General features: G+C 63.9%; 11 protein-coding genes. 7 read left to right on the forward strand and 4 right to left on the reverse strand.

What is annotated here, in order from left to right:
- Window positions 1–9: 9 nt before the first annotated feature.
- The 4 genes from pstB (at window position 10) to F8K16_RS06785 (ending at window position 5,109) form a co-directional block, all read left to right on the forward strand.
- Complete coding sequence (gene pstB, locus F8K16_RS06770) at window positions 10–783, forward strand: phosphate ABC transporter ATP-binding protein PstB (RefSeq protein WP_294948556.1); 774 nt, start codon at window positions 10–12, stop codon at window positions 781–783.
- A gap of 84 nt (window positions 784–867) precedes the next feature.
- Window positions 868–1,563 (forward strand): DNA-3-methyladenine glycosylase, encoded by a 696-nt coding sequence (locus F8K16_RS06775; RefSeq protein WP_294948532.1) that lies wholly within the window; start codon window positions 868–870, stop codon window positions 1,561–1,563.
- 202 nt (window positions 1,564–1,765) lie between these two features.
- Complete coding sequence (locus F8K16_RS06780; RefSeq protein ID WP_294948534.1) at window positions 1,766–2,674, forward strand: phosphate/phosphite/phosphonate ABC transporter substrate-binding protein; 909 nt, start codon at window positions 1,766–1,768, stop codon at window positions 2,672–2,674.
- Entirely contained in the window at window positions 2,671–5,109 is a 2,439-nt protein-coding gene (locus tag F8K16_RS06785; protein ID WP_294948536.1) for an EAL domain-containing protein, read from the forward strand. Before F8K16_RS06780 ends, F8K16_RS06785 begins: the two co-directional genes overlap by 4 nt.
- On the opposite strand, the gene F8K16_RS06790 is transcribed toward F8K16_RS06785, so the two are convergent.
- Window positions 5,097–5,705, reverse strand: coding sequence for a YigZ family protein (locus F8K16_RS06790; protein WP_294948539.1), 609 nt, complete (start codon window positions 5,703–5,705; stop codon window positions 5,097–5,099). The two genes, F8K16_RS06785 and F8K16_RS06790, sit on opposite strands and share 13 nt — an antisense overlap.
- A gap of 23 nt (window positions 5,706–5,728) precedes the next feature.
- Between F8K16_RS06790 and F8K16_RS06795 the strand changes: the two genes are divergently transcribed.
- Window positions 5,729–6,310: a YgjP-like metallopeptidase domain-containing protein gene (locus F8K16_RS06795; protein ID WP_294948541.1), complete on the forward strand. Its 582-nt coding sequence runs from the start codon at window positions 5,729–5,731 to the stop codon at window positions 6,308–6,310.
- A gap of 509 nt (window positions 6,311–6,819) precedes the next feature.
- Here F8K16_RS06795 and nrdA read toward each other — a convergent pair.
- From nrdA to F8K16_RS06810, 3 genes are all read right to left on the reverse strand, one after another.
- Window positions 6,820–9,087, reverse strand: coding sequence for a class 1a ribonucleoside-diphosphate reductase subunit alpha (gene nrdA, locus F8K16_RS06800; RefSeq protein WP_294948543.1), 2,268 nt, complete (start codon window positions 9,085–9,087; stop codon window positions 6,820–6,822).
- Window positions 9,088–9,456: 369 nt separating this feature from the next.
- Window positions 9,457–10,509: a diguanylate cyclase gene (locus tag F8K16_RS06805; protein WP_294948546.1), complete on the reverse strand. Its 1,053-nt coding sequence runs from the start codon at window positions 10,507–10,509 to the stop codon at window positions 9,457–9,459.
- Window positions 10,510–10,523: 14 nt separating this feature from the next.
- On the reverse strand, window positions 10,524–11,705 hold the full coding sequence (locus F8K16_RS06810) for a pyridoxal phosphate-dependent aminotransferase (RefSeq protein WP_294948548.1): 1,182 nt from the start codon (window positions 11,703–11,705) through the stop codon (window positions 10,524–10,526).
- Between the two features lie 68 nt (window positions 11,706–11,773).
- On the opposite strand from F8K16_RS06810, the gene uvrB reads away from it, so the two are divergent.
- A complete protein-coding gene (gene uvrB / locus F8K16_RS06815) occupies window positions 11,774–13,792 on the forward strand; it encodes an excinuclease ABC subunit UvrB (protein ID WP_294948551.1) in 2,019 nt (672 codons plus the stop codon).
- Window positions 13,793–13,795: 3 nt separating this feature from the next.
- Window positions 13,796–14,125 (forward strand): tetratricopeptide repeat protein (locus F8K16_RS06820; protein WP_294948553.1); only part of this gene is annotated, 330 nt, incomplete at its 3' end.

The raw sequence follows: 14,125 nt of genomic DNA on the forward strand, positions 1-14,125 counted from the left end.
CTGTGCCCGATGATGGAGGCGGTGGACTTTTCGTTCACCTACCCGGGCGCCAGCAAACCCTCCCTCAAGGGGATCAACCTGCCGGTGCTGGAAAACCGCATCACCGCGCTGATCGGTCCATCCGGCTGCGGCAAGTCCACCTTGCTGCGCTCCATGAACCGCATTCATGACCTATACCCGGGCTGCCGCTACGAAGGGGCGATCAATCTGCGCTGCGAAAATGGCGAGGTGAAGAACATTCTCGAATGGAAGAAGGAGAATGACCTGATCCGTCTGCGTCAGAAGGTGGGCATGATCTTCCAGAAGCCCACGCCGTTTCCCATGTCCATCTACGACAACATCGCCTACGGACTGAAGCTGCAGGGCATCCGCAACCGCTCAGAGCTGGACGAGCGGGTGGAGCAGGCGCTCAGGGACGGCGCGCTGTGGAACGAGGTCAAGGACAGGCTCAAAGATGACGCCCGCGGATTGTCTGGCGGACAGCAGCAGCGCCTGTGCATCGCCCGTTCGGTGGCGCTGCGCCCGGACGTGCTGCTGTTTGACGAGCCCACCTCGGCGCTGGACCCCATCTCCACCGTGGCCATCGAGGAGATGATCATGGAGCTGCGCAACCGCTACACCATCTGCATCGTCACCCACAACATGCAGCAGGCGGCGCGCATCTCCGATTACACTGCTTTCATGTACATGGGCGAGCTGGTGGAATATGGTGAAACGGACACCATCTTCACCAACCCGCGCGAAAAGCAGACCGAGGACTACATCACCGGTCGCTTCGGCTGAAGTTTCATTTCATCCCGCATGGTCCGAACCCCGCCCCGTGCGGGGTTTTTGCTATCATCGAGCTGCAAGGAGGAGAAGGGTTCCGTGAATACGCGCATGCCTCCGGTCGATCCGGGCTTCTTCGATCAACCGCCCCTGAGGCTGGCGGTGGCGCTGCTGGGCAAGCTGGTATGTCGCAGGGTGGAAGATGTATGGCTGGCCTGCCGCATTATCGAGACGGAGGCCTACTATATTGACGAGAAGGGCTCCCACTCATCACTGGGGCGCACCCCCAGCCGCGAGGCCATGTTCATGCCGGCCGGCACCATCTACATGTACTACAGCCGTGGCAAGCCGTCGCTCAATGTGAGCGCCCGGGGCGAGGGCAATGCGGTGCTGATCAAGTCGGGCGTGGCCGAGACCCGCCAGCCGGAGGCGCTGGCGCTGATGCGCGCGGGGTTGGGACGGGACAAGCCGGAGGAGACCCTCTGCTCCGGCCAGACGCTGCTGTGTCAGGCGCTGCATCTGGCGGTGGAGGACTGGCGCGGGCGTCAGTTCGACCCGGAGGTGTTCTATATCGGGGATGACGGCTACCGGCCTGAACAGGTGGTGCAGACTGCGCGGCTGGGCATCGCGCCTCAGCGGGATGCGCATCTGCCCTACCGGTTCGTGGATGCGGCCTTTGCCCGGCGGGCCACGCAGAACCCCATGAAACGCACGGCGGTGGCGGGGCGGGACTATCGCATCATGCCGCTGGAGACGGCGCTGAAACTGAAGGAGGAGCATGGTCATGGGCATTGAGCATGGCATCAGCTGGTGGTGGTGGCTGCTGGCGTGGATGGGCGTGGCGCTGGCGGTATGGGGCCTGTATCGTCTGCTGACCCGCTGATGCTTATGTGTGTAAAAGCAATTTCTATGATTGTGTAAACAAAATTTACTTACTTCCCCTGCATGAATTTCGTACAGTGATTGAAGGCAGTGGTGCGAATATGGATAGCGCAGGGTGAAGACGACGGGACTTCTGGCCATGGCGGGCCTGCTGGTGATGCTGGCAGGCTGCGGCGATCAGCGGCAGGCAGCGCCGAAGGTGGCCTATGCCGACCGCCCACCCGTGCAGGAAAGGGTCTATGTCTTTGCCATCCACCCCCTCTACAGCCCGGGGCGGCTGTTCGAGAAGTTCACGCCCATCATCGACTACCTCAACCAGCAGTTTGACGGCTTCAGCCTGCGGCTGGAGGCCTCCCGGGACTATCCCGCCTACGACCGCAAGATCCGCAGTCAGCGTCCCGACTTTCTGCTGCCCAACCCGTTTCAGACGCTGATCGGGCAGCGCCATGGCTACCGCGTCATCGGCAAGGTGGATGACGACCGGGATTTCCGCGGCATCATTCTGGTGCGCAGAGAGGATGGTATCCGCAGGGTGAAAGACCTGAAGGGTGGCACGGTGGCCGCACCTGGGCCAACGGCGCTGGCGGCCACCATGATGCCCAAGTATTTTCTCCATACCCACGGCATCGACGTGCGCCGGGACGTGAAATATCTCTATACCGGCACGCAGGAGTCCACCATCATGGCGCTTGCGCTGGGCAATGCCCGGGCGGCCACCACCTGGCCCATTCCCTGGCGCCTGTTCCAGCAGGCGCGGCCCGAAATCGCCCGTCGGCTGAAGGTGGCCTGGCGTACGGAAAGTTTGCCCTCCAACAGTGTCATGGTCCATGATCGGGTGCCGCAAGAGGTGGCGAGACAGGTGATGGATGCGCTGGTGGCCATGAAGCAGACGGCGGAAGGCCGCCGCCTGTTGCAGGAAAGCACTTTCACCGGCTTCGTAAGGGCGGATGATGCTGCCTACGCGCCGGTGCGCGCCTTCATCGAGAACTACAGCCGCACGGTGGAACCGGTGAGGATCGAATGATGAAGCTCCCCGCCCTTTTCCGTGGACCGATCAGGCGCCAGCTCATCCTGGGCGTGGCACTGGTGCATGCGTTGCTGATGACCTTTTTCGTGTGGGATCTGGTCAACAAGCACGAGCAGGCGGTCTATGATCAGGCGCGGCAGCAGATCCGACATCTTGGCGAGACGCTGTCCGACACCCTGGCCCTGTGGCTGGCGGCCCATGATGTGCAGGCCATCCAGGATGCGCTGGATGCCCAGAAACGCCGGGTGCCCAATCTGACCGAGGCGCTGGTGTTCGACATGGACGGACGGGTTATCGCCCACACCGAGCGCAGGCATGTGGGGCAATATGTGGTCGATCCGCTGTCGCTGAAACTGCTCAGGGCGCCACCTCGCTATCAGCTCCTCTATGAAGATGCGCGTCTGCTGGACGCTGCCGCACCGGTCACGCTGCGCGGGCAGCAGCTGGGCTGGGTGCGCGTGCGCATGGATGTGAGTGCCCTGCATGGCGAAATTCTTTCCATTATCGTCGAAGGTGTGCTCTACACCCTGTTCGCCATTCTGGCGGGCAGCCTGCTGGCGTGGTGGCTGGGCCAGCGCCTGACCCGGCGGCTCTATCAGCTGCAGGATGTGGCGCGGCAGGTGACCGCCGGCGCGCGTGACGTGCGTTTTCCCACGGGCAGCGGCTACCGTGACGAAGTGGAGGCGCTGGGCGAATACTTCAACGCCATGCTGGACCAGCTGCGTGCCAATGAGCTGGCACTGACCGGTGAACACGACCGCATTCAGAAGGTGCTGCGTCTGGTGCCGGTGGGCATTGTGCTGTTCGACCGTGAGGGGCGGCTGGTCTATGCCAATCCGGCATTCGAGCGCATGGCCGGCATGGCGCATCTACAGCCCGGAGAGCCGTTCGCCACCGTGTTCGGACGGGTGCACATCGGTGACCGTCGGTTGTTCGGCTTTGGCGAGCTGCTCCAGCATGCCGGCCAGCGGCTGGAAGACGTGCGCTTTCAGCCCAATGAGGAGATGTCCATTCTGGCCTCGCTGGAAGTGGTGCCCTATGGCCATGATAACGACGACGGCCTGTTGCTGATCATTGAGCCGGAAGGGGAGTCGGAGGCGCTGCTGCGACGGCTGCTGTGGGATCAGCTGCATGATCCTGTCACCGGGTTGCCCAATCGCACCGCCCTGTTACGGCATCTTGAGGAGTGCTATGAGTCCGGCGAGGCGGAGCATGGCTGCCTCTGGGCGATGAATGTGGATCACTTCCGTCAGGTCAACGAAGTCTTCGGTCTGAGCGGTGGCGATGAGATGCTCGCACGCATTGCAGAACGGCTGACTCGTCTGACGCGGGATCTGGGGCAGCTCTACCATTTGGGCGGAGACGGTTTCGCCCTGCTGCTGCCCCGCGGCATGGCGGATCCGGTCGGTGCTGCCGAACGGCTCATCCACCGGTTCGAGCAGAGCGTCTTCATGCTGCACGGGCAGAAGTTCGCCCTGGGATTGACGCTGGTGCAGTTTGAACTGCGTCAGTTCGACTACCCGGAGGCATTGCTGCTGGCCATGGATGCCGGCATGCGCACGGCCAAGCAGAGCAGCCGTGGCCGGGCGGTGCGCTACACCACCGCCGAGGATGTGCAGGCGCGCAAGCTGGATGAGGTACGCTGGCTGGGCGAGATCAAGAATGCGCTGCAACAGCGCAGTCTACAGCTGGTGGGGCAGCCGCTGGTGCCACTGGACGGACGCAGCGAGCGGCGGCTGGAGATTCTGGTGCGTCTGCCCGGTGAAGACGGCAGGCCTGTGCCGCCGGGCGTCTTTCTGCCCATCGCCGAGCGCTACGGCCTGATGCATGCGCTGGACATGACCGTGCTGGATCTGGCCGTGGACTGGCTGCGCGCCCATGAGGCGCAGGTGGACCGCATCAACCTCAATCTTTCCGGGCAGACATTGGCCAGCGAGCTCAACCGACAGGACCTCATCGAGCGTCTCAGCGCCCAGCCCCGCAGTGTGCGCGAGGCGCTGTGCATCGAAGTGACCGAGACCGTAGCGGTGGGTGACATGCGCGAGACCGCCCGGCTGCTGCAGCAGATCCGCTCGCTGGGCTGCCGGGTGGCCATTGACGACTTCGGCTCCGGCTATGCTTCGTTCAATTACCTCAAGGGGCTGTCGGTGGACGAGGTGAAGATCGACGGCGCCTTCGTGCGCGAGATGATGACCAGCGAGGTGGACGCCGCCATGGTGGCCGCCGTGGTGGAGATCGCCCACAAGATGGAGCTGGGCGTGGTGGCCGAGTTCGTGGAGACGGCCGAGATGGCCCGTCGGCTGCAGAAGCTGGGTGTGGAATACGCGCAGGGTTATTACTTCTCCGCGCCGCAGCCGCTGGAAACGCTGGATGAGACCTTCTGGCAGAAGGTATTTGCCCTGCGGGTGGAGGCGGCGGATCAGTCCGCCTGAAGACAGTTGCACTTCACCTGCAATGCCTTGCAGGCCTGCACGATTTCGTCTGTCGCCGTCTCCGGCAGTGTCGCCGTCAGGCGCACGCCCGTCGGCCTGAAATCTGCCTGAACTCCCAGCGCTCCTGCCGCAGCCAGCAGATGGCGCACCCGCGCTTCCAGCGCATAGGGCGTTTCGATCTTCAGCCGCAACAGAGGCACGCAGGGCGCCAGCTCCGCCGCTTCCAGTGCCGCAGCGCCGCTCTGGCTGTAGGCGCGGGTCAGGCCGCCTGCGCCCAGTTTCACGCCGCCGTAGTAGCGCACCACCACCAGCAGCGCGTTGCCCACCCGCTGCTTCTGCAACAGATTGAGCAGTGGCCGGCCCGCCGTGCCGGCGGGTTCACCGTCATCGTCCATGCCTGCCGAGGCGGTGCCCTGCGGATCGCCCAGCACATAGGCCCAGCACACATGGCGCGCCTCCGGGTGGCGGTCGCGCAGCGTGGCCACCTGTGCCAGCGCCGTTTCCCGGCTGTCCACGGGCAGGCAGTGGCCGATGAAACGACTCTTGCGGATTTCGATCTCGGCCTGACCCGGCCGGTGTGGTGTCAGGAAACCCATGACCCGCCATTATAATGGCCGCCATGTTCATCACCTGCGGCCCGCACCGTCTCCCCGTCCGCTTTCACCCGCGCCGTCGTCGGCTGGCGCTTGTTGCGACCCCCGAGGGGGTGGAGGTGCGTGCACCTGCCGGTCTGTCACATCGGCACATCGAGAGCTTCGTGCGGGCCGAGCAGACATGGATCGAGCAGGCGCTTGCCGAGGGTGAAACCCGGCAGACGTGCCTGTGGGGCGTGCCGACGTCCGGTCTTACCGCTCAACAGGCGCAAAAGGTGCTGAAGGCATGGCTGGCCGAGACGCTGCCCCGCTGGTGCGCGGCCATGGACGTGACACCCCGGCAGGTGCGAGTGCGCGCCATGCGGTCCAGCTGGGGGCGTTGCAGCGCCTCGGGCACCATCACGCTGGCGCTGGATCTGGCGCAGCTGCCGCAGACACTGGCCGAATACGTGCTGGTGCATGAACTGGCCCATCTGCGCCATCTGCACCATGGGCCGGACTTCTGGGCACTGGTGGACCGCCATCTGCCCGACCGGCGCGAACGGGTCACATCGCTCAGGAAGTGGGAGAAACGCCTGCGACCGCTGGCACCAAGGGGCAGCGTCTGATCAGAACGTGCCGATGCCCCATTGATCCTGCCATCAAAACCGGTCCTGCACGTCCATCTCTCAGTGGTCGGTAGCGCACGGTTGCTGTCGGCCTGCCCCGTATCCATTTCGTGCAGGCCCCCTTGGCCTGTCCGAATCTGCCTGTCGTTCTGTTTCAGCGAAATCCGGGGCATGTTTCCGCCCGTCAGGCGGCCACCTGCCGGAATCTGGGAAGGCTCCGTTCATACGCCGGACGAAAACTCGGTTGGTGTTCCGTGATGTGATGAGTGTTCCTGCAGGCGATTTGAGGCGGTTTTTGCCGTGTCTGGACGAGATTTTTCGCCTGCGGGCGGTGCGGCTTGCCCGGCACTCCGCAAAATTCGGGGAGACCCCGTATCCATGAAGGGGGGGACAGTCGTCGGGCGGGAGCGGGAAGTCGCGCTGTGTGTCCACCGGCCGGGGAGAACTGGTGGGCGGATACGAAAAGCCCCGCGCGGGGCGGGGCTGGAACAGAATGATGGCAGGTGGCCTTACAGCTTGCAGGCGCCGCCGGCGCAGCCGTCGTCGTCCTGCGCGTCGTTCATGCCGTCGCGGGTGTTGTGGTAGTAGAGGGTCTTCACACCCAGCTTGTAGGCATAGAGGATGTCCTTGAGAATGGTCTTGATCGGCACCTTTTCGTCCGGGAAGCGGGCCGGGTCGTAGTTGGTGTTGGCCGAGATGGACTGGTCCACGAACTTCTGCATGATGGCCACCAGCTGCAGGTAGCCGGTGTTGTTGGGCATCTGCCACAGCAGTTCGTAGTTGTCCCGCAGGCGCTTGAACTCCGGCACTACCTGCTTGAGGATGCCGTCCTTGGAGGCCTTGACGGACACATGTCCCCGCGGCGGCTCGATGCCGTTGGTGGAGTTGGTGATCTGCGAGGAGGTCTCGCACGGCATCAGGGCGGTGAGGGTGGAGTTGCGCATGCCGTGCTGCCTGATCTCCTCCCGCAGCGCCTCCCAGTCGTAGTGGAGCGGCTCGTCCACGATCTCGTCCAGATCCTTCTTATAGGTGTCGATGGGCAGGATGCCCTGAGCGTATTTGGTCTGGTTGAACCAGGGGGCCGGCCCCAGTTCCTTCGCCAGGTTGACCGAAGCCTTGATCAGATGATACTGAATGGCCTCGAAGGTGCGGTGGATGAGTGCGTTGCCGGAGCCGTCGGAGTAGCGGGCGCCGTTCTTGGCCAGATAGTAGGCCAGGTTGGTGACGCCGATGCCCAGCGTGCGGCGGTTGAGGCTGCCCCGTTTCGCCGCCGGGACGGGGTAGTCCTGATAGTCCAGCAGGGCGTCCAGCGCGCGCACGATCAGGTCGGCCAGATTCTCCAGCTCGTCCAGATTTTCCAGCGCGCCCAGGTTGAAGGCGGAGAGGGTGCACAGGGCGATCTCGCCGTTTTCGTCGTTGACCTCCTCCAGCGGCGCTGTGGGCAGGGTGATCTCCATGCACAGGTTGGACTGGCGCACGGGGGCCACGTCCGGGTCGAAGGCGCTGTGGGTGTTGGAGTGGTCCACGTTCTGGATGTAGATGCGGCCGGTCTGGGCGCGCTCCTGCGCCAGCAGGGTGAACAGATCGATGGCCTTGACGGTCTTCTTGCGGATGGAGTCGTCCGCCTCGTAGATGTTGTAAAGGCGCTCGAACTCGTCCTGATCGTTGAAGAAGGCGTCATACAGCCCGGGCACGTCCGAGGGGCTGAACAGGGTGATGTTGCCGCCTTCGATCAGGCGCTTGTACATCAGCCGGTTGATCTGCACGCCGTAGTCCAGATGGCGGGCGCGGTTTTCCTCTACGCCGCGGTTGTTCTTGAGCACCAGCAGGCTTTCCACCTCCAGATGCCAGATGGGGTAGAACAGCGTGGCCGCGCCACCGCGCACGCCGCCCTGTGAGCAGGACTTGACCGCCGTCTGGAAGTGCTTGATGAAGGGGATCAGGCCGGTATGGAAGGCCTCACCGCCGCGGATGGGGGAGCCCAGCGCCCGGATGCGGCCGATGTTGACGCCGATGCCGGCCCGCTGGGAGACGTATTTGACGATGGCCGAGGCGGTGGCGTTGATGGAGTCCAGCGAGTCGTCGCACTCGATCAGCACGCAGGAGCTGAACTGGCGCGTGGGCGTGCGCACGCCGGACATGATGGGCGTGGGCAGGCTCAGCTTGAAGGTGCTGGCCGCGTCATAGAAGCGCTTGATGTAATCCAGCCGCGTTTCCTTCGGATACTTGGCGAACAGGCACATGGGCACCAGCATGTAGATGAACTGGGGGGATTCGTACAGTTCGCCGGTGACCCGGTTCTGCACCAGATACTTGCCTTCCAGCTGCTTGACCGCGGCGTAGGAGAAGTTCATGTCCCGGTCATGGTCGATGGCGCGGTCCAGCTCTTCAAATTCCTCCTTGGTGTAGTCCTCCAGCAGGTGTCTGTCGTAGCGGCCGGCGCGCACCATCTTGTTGACATGCTCGAACAGCGACGGCGGCGTGAAGCGGCCGAAGGCACGCTTGCGCAGGTGGAAGATGGCCAGACGCGCGGCCAGGTGCTGGTAGTCGGGCGCCTTTTCCGAGATCAGGTCCGCGGCGGACTTGATGATGGTCTCGTGGATCTCGGAGGTGGTGATGCCGTCGTAGAACTGGATGTGGGCGCGCAGCTCCACCTCGGAGACGGAGACATCCTCCAGTCCCTCGGCGGCCCAGGTGATCACGCGGTGAATCTTTTCCAGGTCGAGCGGCTCTTTGCGGCCGTCCCGTTTGGTCACAAGGATCTGGCTGTCGGTCATGGGTTCGCTCTCTGTGAATAACTTTCCGGTTCGGCCCGTCCCTGTGGATGTCAGATCAAGGACTTGGCGCGATCAGTGTTCATGCGGTGGCAGAAATGCCCTGCAGCGGCTTGTGCGCCGGCGGGCAGAAAGACCCAACATGTAGTGATGCCGGATCTACGGTTCAGCTAAATATAGTGGAATCGCCCGAAGCGGGCAATGGCTTTCGGTAGCGGGTTTTCCACAGCGCCGAGCCGGATGGCAGTGTGAAAATTTGCCCTTGATGCCGCATTCACAAGGGCTCGGCCTGTGGATAAGTGTGTGAAAAATGATCGCCGCCCGCCTGATAAAAATTTCTTGTGCGGCAGGTGGCAGTGTTTATGGGAGCGGTCAGAAGCCCTGCTCGCCCTCGACGCGGTTGCGGCCGCTCTCCTTGGCGCGGTAGAGGGCCTTGTCGGCCCGTTCGAACAGCGCCTCCACCGGCTCGCCCAGCTGATAGACGGCCACGCCGGCAGAGATGGTGAAGGTGAGCGGCTGCTTGCGTATGCGCACTTCCAGCGTCTTGCTCTCGATGCGCCGGCGCAGGTGTTCGGCCACATGGCAGGCGCCGTCGTAGGTGGTGTGGGGCAGCACGATGACGAATTCCTCGCCGCCGATGCGGGCCACCAGATCCTGCCCCTTGGTCTCGTTCTTGAGAATGCGCGCCAGATAGCGGATGACGCTGTCGCCCACCGCATGGCCGAAGGTGTCGTTGATCAGCTTGAAATGATCGATGTCCAGCATGATGATGCTGAAGGTCTCACCGGTTTCCAGCGCCTCATCGATGATGTCGTTGAGCTTTTCCATCAGGCCGCGGCGGTTGAGCAGGCCCGAGAGCGGGTCGGTGCGGGCGATGATGCGTTCGTTGGAGAAGCGCTGGCGCACCTGCTCGAACAGGGTGTGATACTGGTTGATCAGCTTGAACAGCCGCTCGCTGCTGGCTTCCAGCGCTTCCAGCCGGGGCAAGATGAAGGTCTCCAGCAGCCGGCTCGCCTCTTCGCAGTCTTCCTTCTGATCCGCCAGGTTGGCAATGTCCACCCGCAGGGCCGACTGCTCGGCGGAGAACTGATCCATCCAGCGTTCCATCTGCTCGCGCAGTTCGATGAACAGCTGTTCGGCGTCATCGGTGGGCATGGCCTCGGCCAGAATGTTGCCGATCAGCGTCAGGTAGATGTCGGCGGCGGTCTCGTCATTGTAGGCGTGCAGGCGCAGGGCGTTTTCCACCTCCTCGCGCACCAGCGGGTCCACCTCGCCCAGATATTCGAACATCACCGTGCAGTGGATCGGGTTGGGGGCCACCTGCAGCGCGTCCAGCCGGTCCAGCACCTGCTGGGCCAGCAGCTGCACCTTGGTGCGGCTGAAGGGGTAGCGTCTGAGGACGAGGTCTGCCTTTTTGATGTTCATGCCGCGCTCCCCTGTCAGGCGTTGAGAAAGCGTTCGATGCGTGACACCGCCTCGCGCAGGTCTTCCAGACTGGTGGCGAAGCTGATGCGCATGTGGCCGGGCGCGCCGAAGGCCGTGCCGGGCACGGCGGCCACTTCGGCCTCCTCCAGCAGGGCGGCGACGAAATCGGTGTCGGTTTCATAGCCTTTTGCCGCCATGGCGCCGGTGATGTCGATGAAGCTGTAGAAGGCGCCCTTGGCCGGCAGCGCCTTCATGCCGGGCAGGGCGTTGATGGCCTCGGTGATGTAATCGTTGCGCTCGCGGAAGGCGGCCACCATCACCTCAATGCAGTCCTGCGGGCCATCCAGCGCCGCCACGGCGGCGTACTGGGAGATGGAGCAGGGGTTGGAGGTGCTCTGGGACTGCACCTTGCGCATGGCGGCGATCATCGCTTCCGGGCCGGCGGCGTAGCCGATGCGCCAGCCGGTCATGGCGTAGGCCTTGGAGACGCCGTTGAACACTACGGTCCTGTCCTTCAGGTCCGGCGCCACGTTGAGCAGGTTGGCAAACGGGGTGTCGCCCAGGATGATGTGCTCGTACATGTCGTCGGTGGCCAGCCATACCTGTGGATGGCGACGCAGCACCTCGGCGATGGCCTCCAGCTCGCGGGCGGTGTAGACCGCGCCGGTGGGGTTGCTGGGGCTGTTGAGGATCAGCAGCCGGGTGCGTTCGGTGATGGCCTCCTCGATCTGCCCGGCGGTCACCTTGAAGCTCTGACGGATGCCGGCGCTGACGATCACCGGTGTGGCCTCCGCCAGCAACACCATGTCCGGATAGCTGACCCAGTAGGGGGCCGGAATGATCACCTCGTCGCCCGGGTTGAGGAAGGCCTGAAAGAGGTTGTAGAGGCTCTGCTTGCCGCCGCTGGAAACCAGAATCTCCGCCGGTGTGTAGTCCAGGCCGTTGTCCCGCCTGAACTTGCGGGCGATGGCCTCCTTCAGCTCCGGAATGCCGTCCACCGGCGTGTAGCGGGTCCGGCCTTCCTCGATGGCGCGGATGCCCGCCGCCTTGATGTGTTCCGGCGTGTCGAAATCCGGCTCGCCGGCGCCGAGACTGATCACGTCCCGGCCGGCGCGGCGCATTTCGGCCGCCTTGGCGGTGATCACGAGGGTGGGAGAGGGCTTGACGGCTGCGACACGGCGGGATACCTGGGCCATACGGATACCTCGGAAGTCCAATATAATTGACGACCTGCGAAATTCTATCGGAATCGGGTGTCTGCTGCATGGGTAAACGGTTTGAGCTGGTGTCGGACTACGCCCCCGCCGGGGACCAGCCGGAGGCGATCCGCCAGCTGGTGGACGGGCTGGAGCAGGGCGAGATGTTCCAGACGCTGCTGGGGGTGACCGGCTCCGGCAAGACCTTCACCATGGCCAACGTGATCGCCGAGGTGCAGCGCCCCACGCTGATTCTGGCCCACAACAAGACGCTGGCGGCCCAGCTCTACGGGGAGATGAAGCAGTTCTTCCCCCGCAACGCGGTGGAGTATTTCGTCTCCTACTATGACTACTATCAGCCGGAGGCCTATGTGCCCGCCTCCGACACCTACATCGCCAAGGACGCCAGCATCAACGAGCAGATCGAGCAGCTGCGCCTGTCCGCCACCAAGGCGCTGCTGGAACGGGAGGACGTCATCCTCATCGCCACCGTCTCGGCCATCTACGGTCTGGGCGACCCGGAGCAGTATCTGAGCATGATGCTGCAGCTGCGCCTCGGGGATACCATCAGCCAGCGGGAGATTCTGCAGCGGCTGGTCTCCATGCAGTACCAGCGCAACGACATCGAACTGTGGCGGGGCACCTTCCGGGTGCGCGGCGATGTGATCGACGTCTTCCCCGCCGAGGCGGAACAGCACGCCATCCGCATCGAGCTGTTCGACGACGAGGTGGAAAGCCTCAGCTGGTTCGACCCGCTCACCGGCGAGGTGATCAGAAAGGTCACCCGCATCACCGTCTATCCCAAGAGCCACTATGTCACCCCGCGGGAGCGCATCCTCGCTGCCGTGGAGCAGATCAAGGTGGAACTGGCCGAGCGGCTGAAGGCGCTGCGTGATCAGAACAAGCTGGTGGAGGCCCAGCGGCTGGAGGAGCGCACCCGGCTGGATATGGAAATGATGCTGGAGCTGGGCTACTGCACCGGCATCGAGAACTACTCCCGCTACCTCTCCGGCCGCGAGGCGGGCCAGCCGCCGCCGACGCTGATGGACTACCTGCCGAAGAACGCGCTGCTGTTCATTGACGAGAGCCATGTGACCGTGCCGCAGATCGGCGGCATGTACAGGGGGGACCGCTCCCGCAAGGAGAATCTGGTCACCTACGGTTTCCGCCTGCCCTCGGCCATGGACAACCGTCCGCTCAGGTTCGAGGAGTTCGAGCGGCTCATGCCCCAGACCATCTTCGTCTCCGCCACGCCCGGCCCCTATGAGCTGGAGAAGTCCAGCCGCATCGTCGAGCAGGTGGTGCGGCCCACTGGACTGGTGGATCCCCAGATCATCGTCCGGCCCGCCTCCAGCCAGGTGGAGGACCTGCTCGGCGAGATCAACGCCACCGTCGAAGCCGGCCACCGGGTGCTGGTGACCGTGCTCACCAAGCGCATGGCCGAAGATCTGACCGAATTTCTTGAAGAGCACGGCGTGCGCGTGCGCTATCTCCATTCGGACATCGACACCGTGGAGCGCATCGAGATCGTGCGCGACCTCCGGCTGGGCGAATTCGACGTGCTAGTGGGCATCAACCTGCTGCGGGAGGGGCTGGACATTCCGGAGGTGGCGCTGGTGGCCATTCTGGATGCCGACAAGGAAGGCTTCCTGCGCTCCGACCGCTCGCTCATCCAGACCATTGGCCGCGCCGCGCGCAATCCCCATGGGCGTGCCATTCTGTATGCCGACCAGATCACCGACTCCATGCGCCGCGCCATCGACGAGACCGAGCGCAGGCGCGAAAAGCAGATGGCCTACAATAGCGCCCACGGCATCACCCCGCGCGGGCTCAACAAGAAGGTGGGCGACATTCTGGAAGACTCGCCCTACGCGCCGCGCGCCACCCGCAGGAGCGGGCAGGCGGCCGAGCCGGCCGGTGAGTATGATCTGGAACGGCTCAGTCCGGGCGAGGCCGCCCGGCTGATGAAGAAACTGGAAAAGGAAATGTACGCCGCCGCGCGCGATCTGGAGTTCGAGAAGGCGGCGCAGCTGCGTGATCAGCTCAAGACCCTGCGGGCCGGTCTGGTGCGTATTGGAGGAACCTGAGAGATGAAAACCCTGTTCAAGGTGGCTTTTCTGGGCGTTTTTCTGGCGCTGTCTGCCGCGGTCGGCGCCGCACCTGCCAAAAATGGGGGAGACCCCGTTACCCGTGACCCCTTCGGGCCGCTGCAGACGCTCAAGGCGCAGGGGCGCTGGGAAGAAGCCCTCGACTGGCTGGACACATGGAAAGAGGTGCTTCCGTCCCAGCGCTGGTGGCTGGAGCGGGCACGGGTGCTGGCGGCCATGGGCCGCGTCAACGAGGCGGCCGACGCCTTCGAACAGGCCCTGAAGCAGCGCCAGCCGGAGGCGGAGATATGGAGTGAGCTCAAACAGTTGCGC

The organism is Sulfurivirga sp., assembly GCF_015490265.1.
In the GTDB taxonomy this organism is placed as follows: domain Bacteria; phylum Pseudomonadota; class Gammaproteobacteria; order Thiomicrospirales; family Thiomicrospiraceae; genus Sulfurivirga.

Bases quoted from the DNA above. Each gene is read 5' to 3' on its own strand.
- pstB (WP_294948556.1), top strand. From the start codon at position 10: ATGATGGAGGCGGTGGACTTTTCGTTCACCTACCCGGGCGCCAGCAAA.
- F8K16_RS06785 (WP_294948536.1), top strand. From the start codon at position 2,671: ATGATGAAGCTCCCCGCCCTTTTCCGTGGACCGATCAGGCGCCAGCTC.
- F8K16_RS06790 (WP_294948539.1), bottom strand. From the start codon at position 5,705: ATGGGTTTCCTGACACCACACCGGCCGGGTCAGGCCGAGATCGAAATC.
- F8K16_RS06795 (WP_294948541.1), top strand. From the start codon at position 5,729: ATGTTCATCACCTGCGGCCCGCACCGTCTCCCCGTCCGCTTTCACCCG.
- nrdA (WP_294948543.1), bottom strand. From the start codon at position 9,087: ATGACCGACAGCCAGATCCTTGTGACCAAACGGGACGGCCGCAAAGAG.
- F8K16_RS06805 (WP_294948546.1), bottom strand. From the start codon at position 10,509: ATGAACATCAAAAAGGCAGACCTCGTCCTCAGACGCTACCCCTTCAGC.
- F8K16_RS06810 (WP_294948548.1), bottom strand. From the start codon at position 11,705: ATGGCCCAGGTATCCCGCCGTGTCGCAGCCGTCAAGCCCTCTCCCACC.
- uvrB (WP_294948551.1), top strand. From the start codon at position 11,774: ATGGGTAAACGGTTTGAGCTGGTGTCGGACTACGCCCCCGCCGGGGAC.